The sequence below is a fragment of the Priestia sp. FSL W8-0524 genome (assembly GCF_038005965.1).
Taxonomy (GTDB): Bacteria; Bacillota; Bacilli; order Bacillales; family Bacillaceae_H; genus Priestia; species Priestia zanthoxyli.
In genome coordinates this window covers 548554-574299 of record NZ_JBBOUG010000001.1, presented here as the reverse complement: position 1 = coordinate 574299, position 25746 = coordinate 548554, and the positions used below count along the sequence as shown (strand labels likewise).

Sequence of the window (25746 nt, the reverse complement as noted above, 5' to 3'; positions counted from 1 at the left end):
AGCGGAACTGCTTAAGACACCGCAGTTGATTTCCGTGCAAGACTTCGCTTTCCGCGGGCGGCCGGTGAGCCTCCTCGTCGCTCACGCTCCTGTGGGGTCTCGCCTGTTCCGCTTTTCCCGCAGGAGTCTTCGTCTTGCTCTCCAATCAACTGCTAGAAGGAACGAAACAGATGAAACTACACTTACCACAACAAAAAAACGAACCAAGAATTAAAAACTTTAATCAATGGTTCGTTTTTCACTCCATCTAAAATCCTTTTGTCCCAACCTTTTTCTATTGTATTTATTCATCATTTGCTCCGCCCATTAAGTCAGAATACAGCTTGCTTTGCTGCTCAAGAAAGACTTTAGCACCGCTGCTATTTTTATAAAAAGAGGTTAAATCATTATCTTTAAGAAGCTGTTCCCATTCTTTTGTATGAACCATTTCATACACGGCCTTATTCCAATATGCTACCTGTTCTTTGGTCATATTAGGCGGTCCCATTAGACCTCTCCAATGGCTAAACGTTACGTCAATTCCCGCTTCTTTCCACGTCGGTATCTCTTTTAGCTCTTCTAGCCTTTTAGGAGAAGAAACGGCGAGTATCCTTACCTGCCCTTGTTCATACTGCTTTTTTACTTCTGATAATGACATGGGTGCTACATCTAGCTGATGATGAACGAGCGCATCAATTACTTTATGACTGCTGTTATAAACGAAAAACTCAAGCTTGGAAGAGTCTACGCCTGCTTTTTTATTTAGCTGCATGAACGATAAATGATCGTCGTTTCCTAATCGAGGTGATATTCCCACTTTCATACTGGATTCACTTTGATTTAACGTGCGTATGAGCTGTTTTAAATTGTATATAGGAGAGTTAACAGGAACTACGATGACCTCCCATTCAGATGTTAAAATAGCGAGCGGAGTAAAGTCTTTATAGGTTAATTGACTTTGCCCTAGCAAATTATTTGTAATCAGCAAACTGGAATTCCCGGAAACAATATTTCCTTCTTTTCTCTGTTTAATATATTTCCATCCTTCTTCACCTTGCCCACCTATTTTATTACTAACAGAAACGGGTACCTTCACAATCTTCTTTTCCGTTAGCACTTGTTGAATGGCTCTTACTGTTGCATCTGCTCCTCCGCCTTTTGCACCGGCTGCCACAATTTCAATTTTTTCCATACTAATGCGGTCTTTTTTAGAGGGAGTAGAACAGCTAACAAGCAATGCACTTATAAACACTATCATGAGCTTTTTGATCATATATACCATCCTTCAAGGCTAATGCTACGCTAAATAGTACTTGCGCTCCGGTCTTCCAATAATCCCATAATCATATTCAACGTGACATTCACCGGTTGATACTAGATACTCTAAATATCGTCTAGCTGTCGTTCTAGATACTCCCATGTGTTGCCCCATCTCTTCGATCGTAATTCCTTTGATGCTTTTTAAAATGTCTTTTGACTTTTGTAATGTGATACCATCAATACCTGAAGGAAGAGATTTATCCGCTTTTGGCTTTGTTCTGACATGTCCAAAGTACGCATCAATAAATGATTGATCAACTTCTTCATGCGTACTAAACAGTTCCTTTTTCTCTTGATACTGTTTAATAGCATTAATGAAGGATTCCATCATAACCGGCTTAATCAAATAATTAACGACGCCGTTTCTCAAACAGATTTCTACAATGTTTTTTTCTGTTGCAGCCGTTACCACGATAACGTCAACTTGTGGAAACTGGGCTCTGATTTTTGGGAGTAAATCTGTTCCCATTTCATCTGGCATATAGATGTCTAAAAGAAGTAAATCAACTTTCTTCTCCTTTAGCATTTCAAGCGTCTCTTTTGCATTCAACGCTTTGCCTACGACTTCTACACCATCTACTTCTAATAAAAATCGCTCTTGAACTTGAGCAATTCGAAAATCGTCTTCTGCAATTGCGACTCGTAACATTTCGACTCTCCCCTTACTTCTCATGATTCAGTTTTTTGGAAGGTAAACTGAAAAAATGGCTCCTCCTTCTGGCTGATTATACACTTCAATAGATCCTCCAAGTTCATCTACCATTTTCTTTATATTTGCCAGTCCGTACCCTCTGTCTGTACCTTTCGTTGAAAACCCTTTTGTGAAAATTTGATTTAGTACTTCTTCTGATATACCGGGTCCGTTATCCATCACTTCAATAATTAAATCATGACCAATATCGGTAATAAAAAACGACACTTCTTTTTTAGACCGCTGACTCACGGCTTCAAATGCATTATCAATTAAGTTCCCAATAATGATAATGAGATGAGAAATTTCAATATGTTCTGGGAGCGTATCGAGTGTACTCTCCGAATCAACCGAAAAATGAATTTTCTTTTCAGATGCTTTTCCAATCTTCCCAAGCAATATTGCTTGAACTTTGGAATCTAATATCTGATCAAATAGAATACGATTTTGCGTTTGGTGTACGGCTGATTCTTTTTGAATAAACTCCAATGCATCTTTGTACTGCCCTAACTGCAGCAAACCCGACAAAACATACAGCTTATTCGTAAACTCATGCGTTTGAGCTCGTAAATCCTCTGAATACTTTCGTACTTCTGAAATCGTATTGATTAAGCTTTTTAATTCTGTCTTATCACGAAAACTAGCGACCACTCCTACAATTCGCTGATGTTCAATAATGGGTGTTAAGTTTAAGATAAACGTTTTTTCATTCAAAAAAATTTCTTGGTCGCTTCGGGCTATTCCCGTATCTAGCACTTCAATCATATTCGTATAAGGAAATACTTCAACGATATGATGATGTAAATATTCCGTCTGTAACCCCAGCATATTTTTAGCTGATGTATTCATCATCGTAATAAAGCCTTGATGATCAATAGCAATAATTCCTTCTTTTATCGAAAGTAAAATTGCATTTCGTTCACGGTACAAAGAAGCGATTTCATGGGGTTCAAGACCAAGAGTATCTTTTTTAATACTTTTAGCTAAAAAAATACCCCCGATCATACCAAGCAATAAAACAGCTAGTGAAAATAGGATAATTTGCTGAATACGCGTAATGAGCTGAGCATGAACATGAGATTTTAAAAACTCAACCGTCACCACTCCCACGACTTCCGTATACTTTCCGTGACTGATGACAATAGGCGCTTTCCCCATAATAGCAAGACCTGTGGTTCCCTCTCCGTCCAGCGTATAATATCCGCCGAATAATAGTGCTCTATCGTTAACCGCCTCTTTGTTTTTCTTTCCTATCCATTTTTGATTAGAATGAGAATAGATGATTTGCTCACGGTTTTGAACCACAATACTTGCTGCTCCGATTTGTTCCCTCACTTGCTCGGCAAGCGGCTGAATATATCGACTCGGCTGTTTTTTTTGAAAAGCAGCTTTGACTTCCGGCATAAATGATATTGATTTGGCTGCTTGAAGAGCCAGCTGCTCGGCTTGCCTTTTAGATTCTACAAACTGCATGTAAGAGAAAATACTCGCTAAAAGAACAATAACAGTTATGATTAATGCTGCGGATAAACCTACGATTTTTGTTTGCAGTGATACTTGAAACCATTTTTTCATTTCATCGCACCTTTAGCCTTTACCTTATAGTTCTATTCTTCTTTTATTTTATCAAAATTTTTTGTATATCCGCTCCTTATTCCAAAAGCTTTTTAGACAAAAAAACTTATCAATCCCAAAAGCGGAATTGATAAGTTTTTAGTTTCCTGATCTTTACAGCGTAATAACTCCTGTAATAATAGCTACTAAAAGCATCACCATAGCTGTTCCAATCGTCCACTTTAAAGTAAAGCGCTGAAATTCACCAAGCTCGACTTTTGCCATACCGACCAATAGATACGTAGAAGCAACTAAAGGACTTAGTAAGTGAACAGGTTGACCAATCAATGAAGCACGGCCAATTTCTGCAGCATCAATACCGTATGCTGAAGCTGCTTGAGCAATAATTGGTAAAATCCCATAGTAGTAAGCATCATTTGACATAAAGAATGTAAATGGCATACTTGTGATGGCAGTAATCACAGACATGTAAGGCCCTAACGCATCTGGAATTAATCCTACTAAGCTATTACCCATTGCATCTACCATTTTGGTACCTGATAAAATACCCGTGAATACGCCTGCTGCGAATACAAGAGACACAACAGCAAGTACATTACCAGCATGTGCAGTAATACGCTCTTTTTGAACTTCTAAATTTGGATAGTTAATCATGATAGCGATTGCAAATCCAATCATAAATAGAATTTGAAGCGGCATAACTGCTGTGATAAGTCCTACTAATAATAGAGCTGTTAAAGCAAAGTTTACCCATAAAAGCTTCGGACGCTTGTACTCGATTCCTTCAGCGGCTGCTGCTTCTGCAAAAGCTACTTGAGCATTTGTAACGTCTTGAATATCAATAACACCTAAGCGCTGGCGCTCTTTTTTCCCGAAATAGTAAGCCGTGAATAACAACCAAACAGCTCCGCCAATCATGGCTGGAATCAGTGGTGTAAACACCTGTGAAGCATCTAACTTCAATGCACTCATCACACGAGCAGTAGGTCCACCCCAAGGTGTTAAGTTCATAACTCCACTACCCATAATGGCGATACAGGCTAAAATCATTGGCTTCATGTTTAGCTTTTTATAAAGCGGAAGCATCGCTGAAAGCGTAATCATATATGTTGTTGTTCCGTCTCCGTCTAATGAGATAATAAGAACTAAAATAGCTGTACCAATTGTGATTTTTAGTGGATCACCTTTTACGATTTTCAAAATTCTTCCTACAACTGGATCAAACAAACCAGCATCAATCATAATCCCAAAATATAAAATAGCAAACATTAACATAACGCCTGTAGGTGCTAATTCTTTTACACCATTTAAAGCCATTTCTCCAATACCGCTTGTGAATCCCCCTATGATTGCAAACAATACTGGAATAACCATTAAAGCAATAAGCGGCGTTAATCGTTTTGTCATAATCAGAAACATAAATGTACAAACCATCAAAAACCCAAGAATAGCTAACATTATTACCCCTCCTATTTTTGAATCCGCTTTCATAACAGTGGAAGCGATTCGTTTGTATGTATGACTCGCATATGTATGCCAGTTCGTCTATACGATTACAACATCGCTTGTTCACTATTAAGTTGTACCTTAAAACTTTAAAATTTTCTGTTTTTTCTTAAAATAATCATAATTTACAGGAGGGTATAGTGTAAATAATTCGTACTATAAAAACTTTTAAAACTTTATGGGTAATTAAATCCTTTTTGTTCATTGGGAGGATAAAAGACAGGAAGAGGAAAAAGGTAGGAAAATAAAAAACGGAGAGAGAGGAACTATTCTCGTGAATTATTCAATTTGAACTCTAAGAGAATACGCTCCAGGATGAGGAGTTTTATTCCACTGAGTAAGAGATTCCTCTAAAAATGGAATCTTTTTTAACTTCTTTGTTTGGAACTTTTCTATTTTTGAATATTTTTCTAAGGCATACGTATTAGCAAACATTTCTTGCGTTCTATTTCCTTCTTTTAAAAGCGTTCCATTTGTCATACGATCCACATGATGGCCTAATTCATGCAGAATGATAAAAGCAAATTGATGAGGCTTTTTGTTTTTTGTTGTATCGATAAAGACAATGGGACATTCCGTTACTGTATATTTAATATAGTCAATTTCAAACTGAAGTTTGCGCTTCTCTTTTGGAAGGTTATCGTTAAATTGGCCATAGTACACACCTAACACATCTTTTCCTTGCACCTTTACACTGCCTAAGCAGTACACACCTTTTAGCCCATCCCAGTCTTTTTCGTCTGTTACATTAGCAATTTCGTGCAGGGCCGCTTTTTGCTTCGCACTCATGACTCCATGAAACGTTACGCCATGAATTTGGATTTTTTCACTACGCTTAAACATCTTCTTGCCTCCTTTACTAAATTCCTTCTACAACATATTATTTAGCATTAAGTATATTCATTCACAATACATGGTTAAAAACATGAAGTTAATGTCAAGATTCCCGTTTTGATGTTTTTTAACCCTGCTTATATGCTGCCTCGTTTATTTTCTATTTTTACTATATTACATATGTAGCCATTAATAAAATATCATTTTTTTATGATTTATCATTACTTTTTTTTATTTCTATTTTTGCTTATCGATAACCTGGAGCCTGCGTATCATTTTTAAATTTAAAGCCATTGCTATATAAAGAAAAGGATAGCAAAAAAACGAGTATAGCGTCTTCCATTCGTTATAATAAAACACTTCTGTTTGGGCAGAAATGTATTCAAACAGTGTTGTAAGAATTACCCACACTGTAATGTATAAAGCTTTTTTAGCCAAACTCTTGCTCCCAGGATAAAAATTTAAAAATACACTATTCGTCGCAGGATAAATAAAAATAAAGACTAAAAGATATTCAAAATCTACTCCTGTTTTAAAAAAGCCATAAAGATCATATTTAACATCAAGATATATATCTGCTACTGATCCTAAAAACATAACAAACAAAGAAGTTGTGTACATTTCTATCCAGCTGATACGTTTTGGCATGACTAGTACACTCAAAATAGAAATCACCGTTGTAAAGATTAAGAGCACCATGCTGAGGACCTCGTTTTCTAAAGGAGATAGAAACAGCTTTCCCATTGGATATTAAATTCATTCTGAAGGCTAAAAAACTAAGACTTCATAAAAAAAGAGATGGAGACATAACGAAGTCAAGCCAATCTAAATACGAACAAATGAGATAAATAAGGTGAACCGCCTGTTACACCTGTGTTGATTTCCGTGCAAGACTTCGCTTTCCGCGGGCGGCCGGTGAGCCTCCTCGTCGCTTCCGCTCCTGCGGGGTCTCACCTGTTCCGCTTTTCCCGCAGGAGTCTTCGTCTCGCCCTCCAATCAACCTCTAGAAACAACGAAATACGTGAATCCTACATTCACCATCACAATAAAAAATCCGAACGAGTTGGATTCTCTATCAAGAATCTCGATTCACCGTTCGGATCTTCCTTCAACTAAACTACCTTTGTTTCAAGCTCTTTTTGTTAACGAAGGGAAACGATGCAAGAACCAAGCTCTTGCTGCCCCCATTTAAGTGAAAGATGATCCTGATGTGAAAGCGGACCTACTCCTTCAGGTGTACCTGTAAAAATAAGATCTCCTTTATCAAGACCAAAATGTTTTCCTGTAAAATCAATAATCGTTTGTAAGTCAAAAATCAAATCTTTGATATTTCCCAGCTGAACGCGTTCATTGTTTTTCACTAACGAAAAGTCTTTCTGCTTAGATGCTTCTACTCCTTCAAACGGAATAAAGTTTCCCACGACCGCTGAATGTTTGAATCCTTTTGCAAGCAGCCAAGGGTGCTTTTTTTGTTTTAATTCGCTCTGCACATCCCGAAGCGTCAAATCTAATCCAATCGTCATCTCGTCAACAAGTTCATCCACTGTTATGCCTTCTTTGTAAAGTTGTCCAATATGAAGAATCAGTTCGGTTTCAAAGTGCACCTCTCCTTGGTCGCGAGGAAGAGTGATTGATTGTCCAGCTGCTTCAACAAGAGCGTGAGTAGGTTTGGAAAATAAAAAAGGTGATGTTGGAATATCATTATGTAATTCTTTTGCATGCAGTGCGTAGTTTCGGCCCACACAATAAATATTTTTAATATCTTTCACTTTCATCATCCCTTCTTTCGTTCAAATAAAGATTTTTCAACTTGTATTCTTTTATTTTACAAGAAAAAAGAAATTGAGACATAACAAAATGAATTCAATCTAAAGATGGAAAAAGGGAATAAATGAGCTGGACTGCTTATGACACCTCTGTGGATTTCCGTGCAAGGCTCCGCTTTCCGCGAGAGTCTTCGCCTTGCCCTCCAGCCAACAGCTAGAAGGAACTGCGCACACGAAACCTACGTTCACCATGACCATAAAAAAACACGAACTATCTATTTTTGATAGATCGTTCGTGTTTAAGGTTAGCGAAACAGCTTTTCTCACATTCTCTTTTTTTCAATCCGTTATTTTCTAGCCCATTTTGTAATGCCTTTGATATCATCTGGAGTTGTGCGACAGCACCCTCCGATTAACTGAGCACCTGCTTCATACCAGCTGTGAGCGCTGCAGCCATACGTTTCGCCTGCAGATGTCCCGTTCCATGTTTTAGATTCAGCATCATAATGCTCTCCTGAATTTGGATACACAATGACTGGCTTATCCGTTTGAGATTTAATTTCTTTAATAAGTGAAGAAATATATTGAGGCGGCGTACAGTTAACTCCAATAGCTGCTACTTGCTTATAGGAATCCAGATAGCGTGCACACTCCGAGATTAATGTTCCGCTGCTAATGTGCAGGTCATCTTTTGCGCTGAACGTAATCCATGCGTACGCTCCTTCAAATTCTTCTAGTAGCCTCGCAATGGCTCTTGCTTCCATTAGATTAGGAATGGTTTCACAAGCTAACACATCTGCTCCTGCTTCAATTAATGCTTTCATACGAGGACGATGAAATTCCATTAACTCTTCTTCTGTTACGTCATACTGTCCAGTATATTCCGATCCGTTTGCTAAAAATGCTCCGTAAGGACCTACCGAAGCGGCGACAATTGGTTTTGGGCGATTAAGACAATTCTCTTCTTGCTGCCAAAATTCATCTCTTGCTTCAGCCGCAATTTTTACAGATGCTTGAATTAACTCGCGCGCCTCTGCTTCACTTAAACCACGTTTTGCAAAACCTTCAAACGTGCTTTGATAGCTTGCAGTAATTGCACAGTCAGCTCCTGCTGCAAAGTAATCTTGATGCACTCTCTTAATCAATTCCGGCTGCTCCATAAGCACTTTTGCAGACCATAAGCTGTCGTTCAAATCACAGCCATATCTCTCCAGTTCAGTTGCCATTGCACCATCTAGTACAATCACAGGAAATGTATGTAAAATTTGTTGGATAGGATTCATTGTTTGATCTAGGGTTGTCCACTAGCAGTTAGCTTCGATTACCCTATCCTCCTTTCAGATAATTTAAAATATATGCAAAAAAGTCTAAAGGACTAGGCAGCTTTTGTCAAGAAATCGAAGAAATGAGGAGAGGCTTATAACCAAGCATTTTTCAACCTCCTTATTCCTTCTTCTATTTCTTCTCTCTCCAAACTTCCAAAACCTAATAATAGATGAGTCTTTTGTTGAGGTGATTCCGTAAGCCAATAACGAGAAGTGCCGTAGACAGAGACATCTTGCTTTTGAGCTGCGTTAATTAACTGCTGTTCATTCATATCGTTGTGCACGCGGACAAGGATATGCAAACCTGCATATTCTCCTGACACCGTGATGTTTTTGTTAAACTCCTTCTGTAAAGCTGCTAAAAGAGTACCGTGTTTGAGTTGATAAGCAGTTCTCACTCTTCTTAAATGCTTACTCCACTCTCCGTTTTTCATCATCAGTCCGAGCGTCCACTGATGAAGGGCTGGAACAGCTTGCTCGTATAAAGAAAAACGTTCATGATATTCCTTTAGAAGCACTTCCGGTAATACAAGGTAGCTGATTCTTAAAGAAGGCATAAAAGATTTTGAAAATGTCCCTGTATAAATGACGCGCCCTTTAGTATCCAAGCTTTGCAATGAAGGAATGGGACTTCCTTTATAACGAAATTCTCCGTCATAATCATCTTCAATAACAAAGCCATTGCAGTCATTCGCCCATGTAAGAAGCTCTATTCTTCTTGAAACAGGCATGATCATTCCGTATGGAAACTGATGAGATGGTGTGACATAAACAGCGCGTGCTTGGCTATCATAAAGCTCTTGGATGTTTATGCCTCTGTTATTAAGTGACACAGGTTTTAAGGAGAATCCATGCTGCTTAAATACAAAGCTAGCCCCGTCATAGCAAGGATTTTCAAAGGCAATATCTCTGATGCTTGGCTTTAACATCTGCGCTAGCAAACTGAGTGATTGCTGAGTACCTGTTCCGATAATAATTTGATGTTTCGAACAAACCACTCCTCTTGACTGATAAAGGTACGTCGCAATTTCTTCTCGCAGTGATTCTTCTCCTTGAGTTTCTTGGTACGTGAACAGCGCTTCTTTATAAGTTTGAAGACTTTCATTGTATCGTTTTTTCCACTCATTCAAGGGAAACAAACGGCTATCAACTTTTCCATAACGAAAATCATAGGTACACGACTTTGTGTCTGAGTGAGGTTGTAAAAATACAGTCGGCTTTCTATCTGTTTGCAGTAAATCAAACTGTGTATTCGTTACGTACAGTCCACTTTTGGGCTTGCTTTCTACATATCCTTCAGCTAAAAGCTGCTGATAGGCCATATCTACAGTATTTCGACTTACGTTTAAGTAATCAGCAAGAGACCGGATAGAAGGCAGTTTGTCATTTACTTTCACCCTGCCGGATACAATTTCTTTTTTTATATATTCATATAGCTGGTGATATAAAGGCATATCATTCCTTCGGTTTAATAATGGTGTGAACTTCACGCTAGCTCCTTTCATCTGTCCCTATCTTATTTTTTAAATCTGGCTCTTTTAGAGGGGATACATTTCTTTTACTATAAGTGTAGATCATCTGATTAAAAAGGAGAAGATTTAATGACTACTATTACAATTCGTCAAGCTAATGCTGCTGACATGGAAGCACTTATTTCATTAATGAACGAATACATTGTTGATTTTTACAAGCGCCCTCAGCCTGCCAAAAAACAGCTGAGAAATTTAATTGATCACTTGTTTCAACGTCCCGATACTGGCGTTCAGTTTATCGCGACTCAAAATGACGAGGCAGTAGGTTTTTCAACGCTTTATTTTACATTTAGCACCACGCGTGTAAAGCCTGTAGCGATTTTAAATGACTTGTACGTTACTGAAAAAGCAAGAGGTCAAAAAATTGGGGAAAAGTTATTTTCGATTAGTCACCAGTATACAAAAGAACATCAGTATGCAGCCATGTCTTGGGAAACGGCTTATGATAATACAAGAGCTCAAACGCTTTACAGAAAAATGGGAGGAAATGTAACGAACGGTGAATGGATTCACTACGACATTTCAAACGACATCTTATAATATTTTTCCATCCATAAAGTTTTAACACGTTCTTAACACTCCTTTCATAAATGTGTTTTATGATGAATACGACAAATAAATCAGTTTCTGTATGTATTTGTCACATTCTCTGTTAAAGTTTTCACAAAGTGTTCAAACTTTTGGTGAAAACGCTTTCTATTTTTGTGTATAATAAAAATATGCAAATGAAAATGAATGTTACAGCTCGTTAATCATACACATTTTAAATATGGAAGGAGTTTTGAAAATGATTTTAAAAGCATTAAGAAAAAACGGGGCCGTTACAATTAACTATTATAAAAACGGTTTGCTTCAAACGTTTAAAGGAAAAGTACAGCGCCTAGATTTAACAGACCAAACGCTTTCATTAAAAGATGAACAGCAAAATACTTTCTCTATTCGCTTATCGGGAATTAAAGAAATTTATTGATGAATAGTTTACAGTAAAAAAGAACATGATGCTCATTCTGCTTTGCAGAAGTCATCATGTTCTTTTGATTTTAGCTTTATTTAGCTGATGTTTCTTCTTTCCCGTACATATATTTCGAAGGGTCGACTGTTTGGAAATCCTTCAACTTGTGGAAACGAAGTAAGTCTCCATAAAGCACTTGATCAGATAACTCCAGTTCTTTCGCTACCTTCTGTTTATAAGCTTTCATTTGATTATTTTCTTTAAGCGCTTGGCCTGTCTTAGAATCATAATACGTTCCATCCACTAGTGTATATTTCGGAGATACGTAGTTGCCATTGCGGAACGCTACTACATCATCATGACCTTTAGAAAATAAATCTGTACCAAATTGGATAAACTCTTTGCTGTCAATCCCTACTAAATGAAGAAGAGTTGGCACAACATCAATTTCTCCACCGTACGTATGATTAACTCCGCCTTTTACTCCAGGAACGTGAATGAATAGAGGTACACGCTGCAGCTGAGCATTTTCATAAGGTGTAATTTCTTTTCCCATTACTTTTTCCATTGCCGCATTATGATTTTCAGAAATACCGTAGTGATCTCCATAAATCATAATCACAGAATTATCATAAAGCCCAGAAGCTTTCAGTTCTTGGAAGAAAGATTGCAATGATTCGTCTAAATAACGAGCCGTTTGGAAATAGCGGTCAACTGTCGCATCGCCCGTGTTAGCTGGCTGTATGCTTGCCTCATTGTTTCCAAGTAAAAATGGAAAATGGTTTGTTAACGTAATTAAATGCGCATAAAACGGCTGTGGTAAAGACTGCAGCATTGGAACAGATTCTTTAAAGAACGGTTTGTCTTTTAAGCCATAATTAATTTTATTTTCACCCGTCATATTGTAATAACTTGCATCAAAAAACTTATCCACACCGAACTGCTTGTAAATTTCGTTACGGTTCCAAAACGTCTTATAGTCTCCGTGCAGTACAGCGCTCGTATAGCCAGCTTTTTGATCTAAAATAGCTGGTGCTGCCTGATACGTATTGCTTCCTTTTAGTACAAAGGCAGAACCTTGAGGAAGGCCGTATAGAGAGTTGTCCATCATCAGCTCAGCATCTGATGTTTTTCCTTGTCCTGTTTGATGAAAGAAGTTATCAAAATACGTAAAGTCATTTCCATGGGCCAACGAATTTAAGAACGGTGTCACTTCCTGGCCATTTAATTTGTAATCAATTAAAAAAGACTGAAATGATTCCAAATGAATTTTAATAATATTTTTCCCTTTAGCTTTTCCGAAGTAAACGGAATTAGGCTCCGCATAGTGACTGTTTTTAAAATTAACGACGTTCGTTAAGTCATTGCTGCTTGCAAAAGCTCGCTGTTTAGAGTTTTGAGCAGTCTGAACACCGTCATACATCGTATAATTATAGGCGCCTAAATACTTTACTAGATAATTGCGGTCAAAAGTTCGAGATAGAAGCTGCGGGCGATCAATTTCTGCTAATGTTAAGTTGACAGAAAAAACCATGAATCCTAAAGAAAGAATGGTTACAGCATTCTTAACCGATACTTTTTCATTATGCCAGTCAATTTTTTTACTAAAAAAGAAGAAAAGATAAATAATAAAATCAACAAAATAAAAAACATCATGTGCTTTTAATAAATCCATAATGCTTCCGCCCATACTTCCTGCATTACTTGTCTGCAACAGTGTGGGAAGAGTTACAAAATCGTTAAAAAAACGATAATAGAGAATGTTGCTGTACAACAGCAGCGTCATGATGAAACTGCCTGCAAGAATCCAAGCTCCTGCTTTCTTTCCTTTAAAAAATAAGCCGATTCCTAAAAAAATCAGCACTGAACTTACAGGGTTTATAAACAGCAGCATTTGCTGCATTACGCCGCTTACGCCTAAGTTAAATTCAGTTTTATAAGCCACATACGACTTTATCCACATTAAAACAGCGGCTAATATGAAATAGTGCAGCGGCTTAGAAACGATTCGCTTCATTTTGATTTTCCTTTCTCGATTAGTTTATGAGTAGATTCACAAAGAACATATAGAAAACCTTTATCATTATACTCATAGAAAATGAAAATTAAATGAAATCCTAGCCTTCACAACTATAGATAGATTCTTTAAATTCATCTACTAGTTTACCTAATACCCACAAATAAATAAACTAAAATCACCTTTTTTATCATAAAACCCCTCCTCTCCTCATATACTGTATTCTGTTGCAACACCCGCACTGCAAACTTGTGCATTTTTTCACAATTTATCTACAAACTATTCTCATCTTGCTGTATAATAATAATTCTGCCTTGAGCATTCTCCAAATTCTTATGCTTAAGCCACAGCTTTCTTTTCATAACAGATGCACACATGAAAGGAGATGAATAAATGATTTTAAAAGCGTTAAAGAAAAACAAACATGTAACCGTGAATTATTACGAAAATGGCCTGCTTCAAACCTTCAAAGGAAAAATCCAAAATTTAAACCTAACCGACCAAACCCTCTCCCTACGAGATGAAAAACAAAACATTTTTTCCATTCGTTTGTCTGGCATTAAAGAAATTTATTAACAAAAAAGATCCTGAAGAATTCTTCTAGGATCTTTTTTGTATTTTTTATCCATTATATATTGAAAAATCATCCAATTGATGTTAAATTAACTTTACATAATGTTAAATCAACTTAACAAATTTATTAAAAAGGCAGCGGGTGATCATATTGACTCTTATTAATCACGTAAAAGAGCTTAGAGCTAAACATGGATATACGCAAGGAGATTTAGCTGAAAAAGTTGGAGCCACTCGCCAAACCATTGCAGCTATTGAAAAGGGAAATTACGTTCCTTCCCTACTACTTGGTTTAACAATTTGTGATGTCTTTCAATTAAAAATGGAAGATGTTTTTACACTTCAAAAGGAGGAGAAAAATGTTGAGTAATGTTATTAAATCTTATTTGTTGAATGTAGTGTCTCTGCTATGCGTAGGTTGGTTTTTATATGATTTTTTAAGCCTAAATATTCAATTTAGTGAAGTTATGAACCACCCTGAACCCCCGTGGGAAATTACCATGTCTATAGGCTCTTTCGCTTCTTTAATTGTGCTTTTAATCGTGTCCTTTTTTTACTACCGAGCGCGTAAAAAGACGAAGAACGTTTCGCCTTTATTATTTCCTTTTGAATTTGCAGAGGAAGATGAACGTGAAAAGATGATAACAGCAGAAGCTTGTAAAAAAGCCTTTGTTTTTCTTCTATTTTCTATTCCTATAGGCGCTATCTTAATCGCTTTTTATCCGCTGTTACCTAATTCTTTTAGCTTCTATCCCATTGCCGTTCTTTTGCTTCTTTCTCTTGTACAGTTAACGGTTTATTACGTATCGATTAGTAAGATTTATCGCTAATTTAAAAAATGGTGCTGTAGCGACAGCACCATTTTTTTATTACAGCATAACATCTCCACTATTTGGTCCCAACGTTTGCCCTGTATAGATATTTCCATCTGGAGAACTCGCTAACAAAACAGCTGTTGGCGCCACTTCTTCCACTGTGCCAAATCGAGGAACAGCTAATTCCTTTTGCTTTTGCAATTTCCACTCTTCATTAATATCGTCTACGAGCTGTGTTTGTATTGGTCCAGGCGCTATACAATTAGCTGTAATATTATATTTTCCAAGTTCGAGCGCAATGGATTTTGTAAAAGCAATCACTCCTGCTTTTGCAGCAGCATAGTGGCTTAATTCTACGCCGCCTTTTTGACCAATTTGAGACGCGATATTAATAATTCTTCCTGATTTTTGCGCTATCATATACGGAACAGCTGCTCTTGTGGTTAGAAATACTGATTTTAAATCAATATTTATCATTTGGTCCCACTGAGCCTCTTCCATATCTTTCAATAGACTTTGAGTTAAAATCCCTGCATTATTTACTAAAACATCAATGGTCTGAAAACGTGAAAGGGCTGTTTGAACCATTTCTTCAACGATCTCTTTCTTTGTAATATCTCCTTCAATAATGACAACTTGTCCGCCATAAGAACTTACGTCCCTACTGAGCTCTTCGATTTCTTGTTGATCTACGCCATAGACGTTTAACACTAAGTTTGCTCCTTCTTTGGCATAAGCAAGGGCAATACCTTTTCCAATTCCTCTTGCGCTTCCCGTAATGATTGCTGTTTTCCCTTGCAGCTTCATGCTAAATCCCCTTTCTTTACTCCAACTTCATTTAAAGAAGGCTGGATCGCTTCTTCCAGCACTTCAATATGCCAATCTCTTCCTACTGTTGTACCTAAATAGTCGTCAGAGAAACGACTATCAATTTCTTTTTGAGGGTGACGTTTTAAATACCATGCTTTCATTAATACAAAGTAACAAGCTATTCCTAGTGGAAAACCAACAATATACATATAATCTAAAAAGTAGATGGCCGCTCCTCCAGCTATGATCCATGAAATCATACCTGCCCAGTTTACGCCACCATCAAATTTATATTGACCTTCCTCTGCATATAGTTCTTCTACATTCAAACGGCGCCTTCTGATAATGTAATAATCACATAACATAATTCCTGCAAGCGCAGATAAAACAGCCCCGTAATACCCTAAAAAGATAAATAATTGATCTAAAATTGCCCAAGGCTGAAACAGTGTTCCTACCACTCCAGCTAGAATAATGCCCACTGTGTATGACACCTTAAAGCGAGAACCTGCATTAACAAATGTTAAAGAAGCTGGGATAAGATTAGCAGCAGAGTTAGTAGACCACTGAGCTAACACCACCATAATAAGCACAACAGCCATTACCCATCCTGTAGAAGTTTGTTGAATAACTTCAATCGGATTCCAAAGACCCGTCCCGAGAAAACTAACGGCTCCAATTACACCCATAAAAGTTTGTACGATAGGAAGAGCTGTAAGATGCGGAATATAATTATTTTTATTTCGCTTCAGCCAGCTTCGTTCATTTTTAGGTGCTTTTACATACCTTGTAATATTGGGAATATCTACCGCGAGTGCTGACCAAAATCCCATATTAGCAGCAATCACTAAAAACCAAGTGGTGGTATCTTTTGTCCCAACATAGCTGTACACATCAATTCCTTTATCGTCTGCCATTCCTGCCACTTTAAAGAAAATCCACACTGAAATTAAAATAATAGAAGGTGCAGCAACAACTGCAAAACGATCAATTGCTTTGATTCCCATTGCTGTGTTAATAATTTGTACAACAGCAAATGCTACATACCAAAAGAACCAAGAATCAAATCCTGTTAAACTATGAAAAATGTAATTGATTGCTGTAGCTCCTAAATAGGTTTGAATGCCAAACCAGATTGACGCGATAATCCCTTTACTAACTGCCGGAATATGAACACCTTTAATTCCAAAAGGAGCGCGTAAATAAGCAGCAAATGAAAGACCGTGCTCTACTCCAATATCCCCACTTAAGCTTCCAATAATGGCAATGATAATATTAGCAAGTAAGATTGCTCCTGCTAACTTCCATAAAGACATAGAGTCAATTCCATTTGCACCAATTTGAAACGTTGCAATAATAACAGCCATCCCCACCCAAATATTAAAGAAACCAAACCCTGAAATGACACGCTGTTTTGCTAATGTTGGTACAATATCTTTCGAAATCAATGAGTTTTTCAACTAGCACTCCTCCTATTAACAAAATAGTTAGTTTTCTACAGACATTACTTTGACGGTTCTTTATACATGTCATTCTGTAAATCTAAAAGATAGGGAATTGCTTTCCTCTGTTCTTCTACTTGTACTAAATCAATTTCTGCCACAATGACTTCATCTTCTTTTGTAGCTTCTGTTAATACTTTTCCTTGAGGGTTTATAATTCGACTTCCTCCTCCAAACACTGTTTCATTCTTTTCTGTGCCCGTACGGTTTGATGCAATAACAAAGCAGCCGTTCTCTAAAGCCCTTGCTTTAGTCGCTATATCCCACGCATACCTTCTTAAGGAGCCAAATGCAGAAGAATAAATCAACACGTTTGCTCCTTTTAACGTGAGCACGCGCGCACCTTCTGGAAATCCTACTTCATAGCATATTTGCATGCCCAATGTTACTTCACCTAATTGAGTGACCTCGTATCTGTCCCCTTTTTGAAACCTTTGCTTTTCTTGATCCCATAAGTAAATTTTTCTATATGTTCCTTGAATTCCGTCTCTGTCTACTACTAGACATGTATCGTATATACGATCATTCTTTTTTTCTAAAATGCACCCGGCTATTGTCACATTGAACTTCTGTGCAGTCTGAACAAGCCATTCACTCGTATAACCCGGAATATACTCAGCATATTGCCAGTCTTTTTCCTCTACTCGATATCCTGTATTAAATAGTTCTGGCAATACAATAAATGAAGCACCTTTTAAAACTGCTTGTTCAATTAAATGATATGCTTTTTCCAAATTACTGCCTGGATTTCCAAGCTCACAATTCATTTGAACAGCAGCTGCGATAAATGTTTGATGTTTCATTTTATTACTCCTCCTACATTCAAAACGTAATAATCGGTTTAATAATTTGGTCTTCCGCATGTTCAAATAATCTATAAGCTTCAATTGCTTCATCAATAGTAAATCGATGTGTAATCATCGGCTTTAAATCCATACGCTCTTGAATAACTAGGCTCATAAGCTGCTGCATACGTTCTCTTCCGCCGGGACACAAAGTCGTTACAATTCGGTGATCTCCCATTCCGCTTGCAAAATGTTCAATTGGAATCTCAACATGCCCCGAATATACGCCTACGCTTGAAATACAGCCTCCGCGTCTAATTACTTTTAAACACTGTTGAAACGTTTCTTCTTTTCCTAGAGCTTCAATAGCAACTTCTATTCCTTTATTTCCTGATAGCTTCATTATTTCTTCCACTACGTTCACTTCGTTAAAGTTTAACGTCACGTCTGCTCCCATCTTTTTAGCCAAGCCTAGGCGCTGGTAATTCCCATCTATTCCAATAATGAGGCTAGCTCCTTTTAATCTGGCCCCTGCAATAGAACAAAGCCCTACAGGGCCACACGCAAAGACTGCCACTATATCTCCTATTTGAATTTGTGCGTTTTCAGCTGCAGCAATTCCAGTTGAAGCGATATCCGTTAACAGCAGTACATCTTCATCGGATAATTCATCCGGAATTTTAGTTAAGTTGTACTGTGGAAAAGGCATCTTAAAATACTCTGCATGCGTTCCATCTATCGTATTTCCTAAGCGCCATCCTCCTGGAGTTTTAAAATCCCCTTCTGGCCCTATGCACTGAGAAGATAAATTTTTTTGACAATAATAACACGAACCACAAGGTGTACAAGATCCGCACATAACGCGTTCTCCTACTTTTATTCCTGTTACTCCTTCCCCTACCTCATGAACAACTCCTACATGCTCATGTCCTAACGTTCGATTTTTTTCTACTTTATGTTCGTCGTGTAAAATATGAATATCTGTTCCGCAAATAGTAGTAGACGTTGTTTTAATGACTACTTCTCCCGCTTCTGCCTTTGGAATTTCTTTGTATTGAAGCCCAACCTGTTTATGACCTTGATAAACAACTGCCTTCATAAAACCAGCAGGAGCTTGTTTACCTTTTTCAACTTCTTTTTTAATAGCAACCATATCCTATCCTCTCCTTTATCAATTAGCTAGCTTATTTTCCTAATTGCAAGATGCATGCCAATTTAGAAAAAGAGCGGCGTAGCTGTTTTATATTCGTTAAGAACTTGTTTTGTATGCAGAGGAACATATAAAATTCTGCAATATATGCGGCGTTGCATAATAAAAAAGAAGTCTACCTCCTTAAAAGGAAAAGATAGACTTCTTTTGAACCCTTACTATTCGTTTAACTTTTGAAGCTTTCGACTAATGGTTGATTGATTTACTTGCAGTGCATCGGCAATTTTTACTGTAGAGGAATATTTTTGTTTAGCTAGACGCAAGAGCTGTTTTTCAGCCATTTCCATGCATTCTTTCAGAGGAAGGATGTCTAGCACCTGTACCTTATCTCTATTAGATGATAAGTTTGTAATTTCTTCTGGCAAATGCAAATGCTGAATTTCATCTCCATCTGACATCACAATGAGTCTTTCCACAATATTTTGAAGCTCCCTTACATTTCCTGGCCAGTTATATAGTTCAAACGCTTCGGCCGTTTCAGCTGACAGCGTCTTTTTCGTTAAATATTTTTGATTAAACTGTTCAATAAAATAAGAAGCTAAAGGCAAAATATCTTCTCTGCGCTCGCGAAGCGGTAAAATCGACAGTGGTATAACGTTTAGTCGGTAGTATAAATCTTCACGAAAATTCCCTTTTTGAACGTCTTCATGCAAGTTTCGATTGGTGGCTGCAATGATTCGCACATTAACTGCAACTGGCTTCACTCCTCCCACCCTCATCACTTCTCGTTCTTGAAGAACTCTTAGTAATTTCACTTGAAGGGCTAGAGGCATCTCCGCAATTTCATCTAAAAATAACGTTCCTTTGTTAGCTAACTCAAAAAGTCCCATTTTCCCTTCCTTTTTTGCTCCTGTAAAAGCTCCTCCTTCGTAGCCAAAAAGCTCTGATTCTAACAAGTTCTCAGGAATAGCTCCACAGTTGACTTTTATAAATGGACTGTTTTTTCGATCACTCGTTTCATGAATGAGGTTGGCGACCATTTCTTTTCCAACCCCTGATTCACCTAGAATAAGCACAGTAGAATCTACATTGGCAACTCGTCTAGCTAATTCTAGAGTCTTCTCCATTTTTTTGCTGTAAGAAATCAGTTTTACCTTTTCTGTTTTATCTTTTTTCAGTTCCATAAGTTCTTGTTTGTAACCTGCAATTAACCGCTTCATCTCACTGATTTCTGACTGCATTTGACTCACTTCAGTGATATCTCTTGAGGCATTAATAACCCGGATAACTTCTCCTTGTTCATTCTTTATAGGCGTTCCTACAACCATAAGTCTTCTGCCTTCTTTAGTAGTCTGAATAGCAGAAACTTTTTTCTTTTGTTCTAATACTAATCGTGTAATAGACGGTGTATAGATTCCTTCTTTCTCCAGATCAATAACGTTTCTTCCTATTAATTCGTTCTCTTTTTTTCCCCATAGTTCCAAACAAGCTGAACTTGCTCTAATCGTATTTCCCTCGCCATCTGACACGTACATTACGTCATAAGAAGTTTCAAAAATAGCTTTTAAGTCCATACTTTCCGATTTGTACTTTTCATATTCAGTTATGTAGTCATCCATTATTAAGACCGAAACTAACTCTAGTTCGCTCATATAGAAAAATTGTATATATTTGTGACCTTCTATTACTTGAATATGCTCTTCGGCGTTGTTCTCTTGATTGAAGCACCTTCGGACTTGTTGCTTTATCTCTTCACTCTGATAGAAAACATTTGGAAGTGACTCTGCACTTTTATTTGCAATTCTAATTTGTAAATCCTTTTGATAAATAACAATAGAAAAGGGAAATTCCTCAATTAACTCTTCTATTGCTCGTATAGATGTATGCTGTACCATATGAAGATTTGAATTCGACAAATTACACTCACCCCAACCATCAGATTTTTCAATTACTCTTAAAAATAATATCATATCATTAAGAATCTTCTGAAATCTATGCAAAAAAACATATTTTTTATGCTTTTACGCATATTTCCTCCTGTTTTTCTACCATAGCTTCTTATTAAAACGCTGATTGTTCCTTTTTTATACTTGGCACACTTTTTGCAACAACTCTTAATAAGAAATCATAAAGAAGAAGGAGTGGTTCACTGTGGGCAAAAAAGAAATTTTAGTAGCTTATGGAGTAGATGTAGATGCTGTCGCTGGTTGGTTGGGATCATACGGAGGCGAAGATTCTCCAGATGATATATCTCGGGGGTTATTTGCAGGAGAAGTGGGAGCACCTCGATTATTGGATTTATTTGATAAGTATCAGCTAAAAACCACTTGGTTCATTCCGGGTCACTCTATCGAAACGTTTCCCGAACAAATGAAAGAAGTTGTCAAACGAGGACATGAAGTAGGAGCACATGGCTATTCTCATGAAAATCCTATTGCAATGACTCCTCAACAAGAGGAAGAAGTCTTATTAAAATCGATTAAATTAATTGAAGAACTTTCGGGTAAAAAACCGACAGGCTATGTAGCACCTTGGTGGGAATTTTCTAATGTAACAAATGAACTGCTGCACAAACATGGCATTAAGTACGACCACAGCTTAATGCATAATGACTTTTCTCCTTATTATGTAAGGATTGGTGACAGCTGGACAAAAATTGATTATGCAAAAAAAGCAAATGAATGGATGAAACCGCTCATAAGAGGAGAAGAAACGGATTTAATAGAGATTCCTGCTAACTGGTATTTAGACGATCTTCCTCCAATGATGTTTATTAAAAAGTCACCTAACAGCCATGGCTTTGTAAATCCGCGCGATTTAGAGGAAATGTGGAGAGATCAGTTTGATTGGGTATATGAGAATATGGACTATGGAGTCTTCACGATGACTATTCACCCTGATGTGAGCGGACGTCCTCAGGTACTAAAAATGCATGAACGTTTAATTCAACATATCAGTTCTCATGAAGGTGTTAGATGGGTGACATTCGATGAAATTGCAGATGATTTCGCAAAACGAAACCCTCGCAAAAAAGCGGTTGAAGCTAAACAATTATAAAAAGCCGGATCCGTTCATATTGAACGGATCCCCTACTTTACAGGGAGGAATAAACATGTGCATCTTATGCGGCGAATTTATTATGCAAGTCCATTGGACCGATTGCACAGATTCCACAGATACAGAAATAACAGTTGGAAATCAACAGCGGATTAGACAGCGTAGCCGCCTTCACCGCGCCAACCTTTGTAATCAACTTCTGAGCCATTATCGCCTGACGTTAGAGGAATGGAACGGCAGCAAGTTTATTTTACGAGATGCAAAAGGCAATGCTGAAATTGTTCATGACCTCGGAACAATTTGGCATCATGTAGAAGCAATGATCGGATACCCTATTGATCCACTAGATGGAAGTTTATTGGATAAAATAGCAGAAAGGAGTTCCGCTCAATGAAAGCTCATGGAAAAAAAGCGATAACAATTGTAACAGGATGCTTAGGATCCGGTAAAACAACCTTGTTACAGCATATTTTAAAAGAACCCTCTATTAATAACAATACAGCAGTTATTGTTAACGAATACGGAAAAATTGGTCTCGACCATCACCTCTTGCGTCAGGCTGAGGAACGAACGATTTTACTTAAAGGAGGCTGCATATGCTGCAATTCGCGAGCAGACCTAGAAGAAGAGCTGAAAGAGCTGTTATATGCAGACGAAAGCGGAGAATCTCATTTTGAGCGTGTCGTGATCGAAACCACGGGAATGGCAGATCCTTCTCCTATTTTATTTACGATTTTAACCAACCCTCTTTTACAGCATCGGTACATAGTTGATTGTGTGATCACTACAGTAGATGCAAAAAATGGTATGCTGCAGCTTCAGAACAATCCAGAAATAATTAAACAAATTACCGTTGCTGATAAAATTATTTTAACCAAAACAGACATTTGTTCACCCGAAGAGCACGATGCTATATTGACACATATTCAGTCTCTAAATCCATCGTGTGTAATCATACCTGCTGTACATGGAAAGGTAGATCCTTTTATTATCCAAGAAGCATCTAATGTAGATCGCTTAAAAGTTATTCATTCTTTACCTTCACCTGTTACACATCCCAATTCAAATGTATCTTCTATTTCGTTTTCGTTTTCACAGCCTCTGGACTGGACAGCATTCGGGCTATGGCTGAGCATGTTACTTCACGCGAACGGTGAAAAGGTAATGAGGGTAAAAGGCATGCTGGACGTTGGAGAAGAAGGACCCGTTGTGTTAAATGGCGTTCAACATATTATTCATCCTCCGCAGCATTTGAAGCAATGGCCATCACACAATCGAGAATCTTACTTAATTTTTATTGTGCGAGATATAGACACAGCTTTAATCGAACGATCGTTAAAAACATTTCAGCAGTTTTTACATACCATTGTTAACACATGTGAACTTTCTACCATTTATTAATTAGTTAGAAGCCTTATTCTGCATGGAATAAGGCTTCTTTCTATTCCTCTCATAAAAAAATTCGTCAATTTAAATTCCACCAGCCTATTTCACTATTTTTTCATTTTTTCTGTCTATATTGAACTATAACAATTGAACGATGTATGTTACCTTCCACTTCAGTTTTTCTTCAGTGTTCAGTTGCAAAATAGGAAAGATAAAAGGAGCATATCAATGGCAGCTAATAAATGGACAAAATGGATGGTTGGTTTATCGAGCGTTGCTGCATTTACAACATTTGTAGGGCTTTCTCAAAAATATGATCAAACAAATTCAACATCTACAGCACTAAATAACGATACATCCACCAATAATTCATCGCAAACTCAAACGGAAGATGAGACGGATCTATTTCCAGATTCAGGATCTGAATCCAATACGGACAATGGAACTAACGGGCAAGATCAATGGTCAAATGACAGTTCTAGCAAACAAAGTGATCAATGGTCAGACGATAATTCAAGCAGTGAAGATGATCAGTGGTCAGACGATGATTCGAGTAATCAGCAAGATCAGTGGTCAAATGATGATTCCACAAGTGGTCAGGATAATTGGGGCAACAATAATGATTCTTCTATGCAAACAAGACCTTCTTAAGGATGTGATGAAATGAACTACTCATTTAAAGCGATGAATACCACATTTAATGTATATCAGCTTGAAACACCTGTCAGCCAAAAAGTAGAGAGCTGGTGTTATCTTGTAGAAGAAACCCTAAGCCGCTTTCTTCCAACAAGCGAGCTTTCACAGCTTAATTCGCTGAACGGAAGATTATTTCTACCGTCAAAAATGCTGTATGAAGCTGTAAAAGCAGCCTATTACTATTACAATGAGACAAACGGAATTTTCAACCCATTTCTGTATCATTCTATTCAAACTCTAGGATATGACCAAAGCTTTGAACAACTGCCTAACAATCAGCTACCTCAAGAAGTAGCAGCTTTTGATGCTGTTAACCCTATTATGATTCATAAAGGAATGAGAAGTATTCAGCTTGCTTCTAATATCGGTCTGGATTTAGGAGGAATCGCAAAAGGTTGGAGCATTCAGCAAATGGCGAATCAATTAAAGAAAAAAGGAACTTCACTTGGAGCAATCGATGGAGGCGGAGATATTGTAACGTGGGGGCCCGCTAGCAAGCACTGGTCCATTTCTCTCTCTCATCCATTTGATGCATCAAAAAATCTCACGACCATTAAAGTAAAAAGCAACAGCGGTATTGCCACAAGCAGTGTAGGCAAGCGTTCGTGGAAAGTGAACGGACACACTCACCATCATATTATTGACGGCAGAATCAGCAAGCCTAGTTCATCAGAGCTTCTGCAAGTAACGGTCGTTTCAGAAGACTTAACCATTTCTGAAGTCTATGCAAAGTGCATACTTATTCTCGGCTGGGACGCTGGATTAAGGTTAGCTAAAATGCATCACCCTTCTTTAGAAGTAATTGCGGTTACAAAAGAAGGCAACGTACTAATCGAAAAACATGTGAAAGGTCAGGTATACCATTATGGCTACTCTCCTCGCGCAATTTAGTGCTCATTTTCCCGTATGGAACACCATTCGGGCAGCCGGCTTAACTTCTTATTTACTAATGTTTGTATCGGTTGCCGCTGGCATTTCTCACAGCTTTTCGTTTTTTAAACCAAAACGAAAAAAACAGCTTTTGCTGGTCCATCAATCATCAGGGTGGTTTGGGTTATTGTTTGGCATGATTCACGGACTTGTTTTATCATTTGATCAATCTGTTCATTTTTCACTTTCTGACATTTTAATTCCGTTCACTTCCGATTACAAACCGATTAGCACAGGTCTTGGTACTATTTCACTCTACATTTTATTGGTACTAATTATTACATCCGACTTTATAAAACAGCTTGGGAGAAAAGCCTGGAAAGCCATTCATTTTCTTGCTTTTCCAGGCTATTTGCTAGCACTGTATCACGGCATTACTTCCGGAACAGATACACAGCAGCCCCTTATTCTTGGGATGTACAGCATCACTGGCGTTATCGTTTTAATCTTGCTTTTCTTGCGCATTCAACACCAGTCAGCTCCTAAGAACCAAAAAAAAGCTCAGGAAAACTAAAAAACGCACTCTATCATAGAGTGCGTTTTTT

General features: G+C 37.6%; 28 protein-coding genes. 11 read left to right on the top strand and 17 right to left on the bottom strand.

The features are described from left to right. Positions 1 to 11: 11 nt before the first annotated feature. The 11 genes from NST66_RS02900 to pdxR all read right to left on the bottom strand — a co-directional run bounded on the left by NST66_RS02900 (position 12) and on the right by pdxR (position 10486). The gene (locus tag NST66_RS02900; RefSeq protein WP_165573233.1) at positions 12 to 149 is read right to left on the bottom strand and encodes a hypothetical protein; all 138 of its coding nucleotides are present in this window, start codon (positions 147 to 149) and stop codon (positions 12 to 14) included. Positions 150 to 283: 134 nt separating this feature from the next. Further along, a complete protein-coding gene (locus NST66_RS02895) occupies positions 284 to 1252 on the bottom strand; it encodes a tripartite tricarboxylate transporter substrate binding protein (protein WP_028412127.1) in 969 nt (322 codons plus the stop codon). 24 nt (positions 1253 to 1276) lie between these two features. After that, entirely contained in the window at positions 1277 to 1948 is a 672-nt protein-coding gene (locus tag NST66_RS02890; protein ID WP_028412126.1) for a response regulator, read from the bottom strand. A gap of 27 nt (positions 1949 to 1975) precedes the next feature. After that, on the bottom strand, positions 1976 to 3565 hold the full coding sequence (locus NST66_RS02885) for a sensor histidine kinase (protein WP_340843050.1): 1590 nt from the start codon (positions 3563 to 3565) through the stop codon (positions 1976 to 1978). 153 nt (positions 3566 to 3718) lie between these two features. Continuing rightward, the gene (locus NST66_RS02880) at positions 3719 to 5023 is read right to left on the bottom strand and encodes a CitMHS family transporter (RefSeq protein ID WP_028412124.1); all 1305 of its coding nucleotides are present in this window, start codon (positions 5021 to 5023) and stop codon (positions 3719 to 3721) included. Positions 5024 to 5350: 327 nt separating this feature from the next. Further along, entirely contained in the window at positions 5351 to 5914 is a 564-nt protein-coding gene (locus NST66_RS02875) for an ImmA/IrrE family metallo-endopeptidase (RefSeq protein ID WP_028412123.1), read from the bottom strand. Positions 5915 to 6142: 228 nt separating this feature from the next. Beyond that, entirely contained in the window at positions 6143 to 6604 is a 462-nt protein-coding gene (locus NST66_RS02870) for a CBO0543 family protein (protein ID WP_243495454.1), read from the bottom strand. A 166-nt stretch (positions 6605 to 6770) separates the two neighbouring features. Then, the gene (locus NST66_RS02865) at positions 6771 to 6905 is read right to left on the bottom strand and encodes a hypothetical protein (RefSeq protein WP_257041451.1); all 135 of its coding nucleotides are present in this window, start codon (positions 6903 to 6905) and stop codon (positions 6771 to 6773) included. Between the two features lie 142 nt (positions 6906 to 7047). Beyond that, a complete protein-coding gene (locus NST66_RS02860) occupies positions 7048 to 7680 on the bottom strand; it encodes a fumarylacetoacetate hydrolase family protein (RefSeq protein ID WP_033578134.1) in 633 nt (210 codons plus the stop codon). A gap of 338 nt (positions 7681 to 8018) precedes the next feature. Then, positions 8019 to 8954, bottom strand: coding sequence for a homocysteine S-methyltransferase (gene mmuM, locus NST66_RS02855; protein ID WP_033578133.1), 936 nt, complete (start codon positions 8952 to 8954; stop codon positions 8019 to 8021). A gap of 134 nt (positions 8955 to 9088) precedes the next feature. Next, positions 9089 to 10486, bottom strand: coding sequence for a MocR-like pyridoxine biosynthesis transcription factor PdxR (gene pdxR / locus NST66_RS02850; protein WP_328173871.1), 1398 nt, complete (start codon positions 10484 to 10486; stop codon positions 9089 to 9091). A 111-nt stretch (positions 10487 to 10597) separates the two neighbouring features. Here pdxR and NST66_RS02845 point away from each other — a divergent pair, with 111 nt between their 5' ends. Both NST66_RS02845 and NST66_RS02840 read left to right on the top strand, forming a co-directional pair. Then, the gene (locus NST66_RS02845) at positions 10598 to 11068 is read left to right on the top strand and encodes a GNAT family N-acetyltransferase (protein ID WP_028412118.1); all 471 of its coding nucleotides are present in this window, start codon (positions 10598 to 10600) and stop codon (positions 11066 to 11068) included. A 229-nt stretch (positions 11069 to 11297) separates the two neighbouring features. Further along, on the top strand, positions 11298 to 11498 hold the full coding sequence (locus tag NST66_RS02840) for a YolD-like family protein (protein WP_074893948.1): 201 nt from the start codon (positions 11298 to 11300) through the stop codon (positions 11496 to 11498). A gap of 76 nt (positions 11499 to 11574) precedes the next feature. On the opposite strand, the gene NST66_RS02835 is transcribed toward NST66_RS02840, so the two are convergent. Beyond that, positions 11575 to 13497: an LTA synthase family protein gene (locus NST66_RS02835; RefSeq protein ID WP_328157085.1), complete on the bottom strand. Its 1923-nt coding sequence runs from the start codon at positions 13495 to 13497 to the stop codon at positions 11575 to 11577. Between the two features lie 393 nt (positions 13498 to 13890). Between NST66_RS02835 and NST66_RS02830 the strand changes: the two genes are divergently transcribed. The 3 genes from NST66_RS02830 (at position 13891) to NST66_RS02820 (ending at position 14900) form a co-directional block, all read left to right on the top strand. After that, complete coding sequence (locus NST66_RS02830; RefSeq protein WP_013081871.1) at positions 13891 to 14073, top strand: YolD-like family protein; 183 nt, start codon at positions 13891 to 13893, stop codon at positions 14071 to 14073. A 148-nt stretch (positions 14074 to 14221) separates the two neighbouring features. Next, positions 14222 to 14440, top strand: coding sequence for a helix-turn-helix transcriptional regulator (locus NST66_RS02825; protein ID WP_013081870.1), 219 nt, complete (start codon positions 14222 to 14224; stop codon positions 14438 to 14440). Then, positions 14430 to 14900, top strand: a complete 471-nt coding sequence (locus tag NST66_RS02820; RefSeq protein WP_033578130.1) for a hypothetical protein — start codon at positions 14430 to 14432, stop codon at positions 14898 to 14900. Before NST66_RS02825 ends, NST66_RS02820 begins: the two co-directional genes overlap by 11 nt. A 39-nt stretch (positions 14901 to 14939) precedes the next feature. Here the strand turns inward: NST66_RS02820 and NST66_RS02815 are convergent, their stop codons facing one another. The 5 genes from NST66_RS02815 to NST66_RS02795 form a co-directional block, all read right to left on the bottom strand. Beyond that, positions 14940 to 15692: an SDR family NAD(P)-dependent oxidoreductase gene (locus NST66_RS02815; protein WP_033578129.1), complete on the bottom strand. Its 753-nt coding sequence runs from the start codon at positions 15690 to 15692 to the stop codon at positions 14940 to 14942. Continuing rightward, the gene (locus NST66_RS02810; RefSeq protein WP_340843049.1) at positions 15689 to 17155 is read right to left on the bottom strand and encodes an NCS1 family transporter; all 1467 of its coding nucleotides are present in this window, start codon (positions 17153 to 17155) and stop codon (positions 15689 to 15691) included. The genes NST66_RS02815 and NST66_RS02810 overlap by 4 nt, the downstream gene beginning before the upstream one ends. 44 nt (positions 17156 to 17199) lie before the next feature. Continuing rightward, positions 17200 to 18000 (bottom strand): carbon-nitrogen hydrolase family protein, encoded by an 801-nt coding sequence (locus NST66_RS02805; RefSeq protein ID WP_049162981.1) that lies wholly within the window; start codon positions 17998 to 18000, stop codon positions 17200 to 17202. 19 nt (positions 18001 to 18019) lie between these two features. Further along, on the bottom strand, positions 18020 to 19135 hold the full coding sequence (locus tag NST66_RS02800) for a zinc-binding dehydrogenase (RefSeq protein ID WP_198017449.1): 1116 nt from the start codon (positions 19133 to 19135) through the stop codon (positions 18020 to 18022). Between the two features lie 215 nt (positions 19136 to 19350). Beyond that, entirely contained in the window at positions 19351 to 21048 is a 1698-nt protein-coding gene (locus tag NST66_RS02795) for a sigma-54 interaction domain-containing protein (RefSeq protein ID WP_224979852.1), read from the bottom strand. Between the two features lie 235 nt (positions 21049 to 21283). Here NST66_RS02795 and NST66_RS02790 point away from each other — a divergent pair, with 235 nt between their 5' ends. The 6 genes from NST66_RS02790 to NST66_RS02765 all read left to right on the top strand — a co-directional run bounded on the left by NST66_RS02790 (position 21284) and on the right by NST66_RS02765 (position 25715). Beyond that, positions 21284 to 22189, top strand: a complete 906-nt coding sequence (locus tag NST66_RS02790; protein ID WP_033578126.1) for a polysaccharide deacetylase family protein — start codon at positions 21284 to 21286, stop codon at positions 22187 to 22189. 55 nt (positions 22190 to 22244) lie between these two features. Next, positions 22245 to 22583, top strand: a complete 339-nt coding sequence (locus NST66_RS02785) for a hypothetical protein (RefSeq protein WP_328157081.1) — start codon at positions 22245 to 22247, stop codon at positions 22581 to 22583. Next, a complete protein-coding gene (locus NST66_RS02780) occupies positions 22580 to 23590 on the top strand; it encodes a CobW family GTP-binding protein (protein WP_049162975.1) in 1011 nt (336 codons plus the stop codon). The genes NST66_RS02785 and NST66_RS02780 overlap by 4 nt, the downstream gene beginning before the upstream one ends. A gap of 213 nt (positions 23591 to 23803) precedes the next feature. Continuing rightward, on the top strand, positions 23804 to 24226 hold the full coding sequence (locus NST66_RS02775; RefSeq protein ID WP_182028266.1) for a hypothetical protein: 423 nt from the start codon (positions 23804 to 23806) through the stop codon (positions 24224 to 24226). 12 nt (positions 24227 to 24238) lie between these two features. Continuing rightward, positions 24239 to 25162, top strand: a complete 924-nt coding sequence (locus NST66_RS02770; RefSeq protein ID WP_328157079.1) for an FAD:protein FMN transferase — start codon at positions 24239 to 24241, stop codon at positions 25160 to 25162. Further along, the gene (locus NST66_RS02765; protein WP_033578121.1) at positions 25137 to 25715 is read left to right on the top strand and encodes a ferric reductase-like transmembrane domain-containing protein; all 579 of its coding nucleotides are present in this window, start codon (positions 25137 to 25139) and stop codon (positions 25713 to 25715) included. The genes NST66_RS02770 and NST66_RS02765 overlap by 26 nt, the downstream gene beginning before the upstream one ends. Positions 25716 to 25746: the final 31 nt, after the last annotated feature.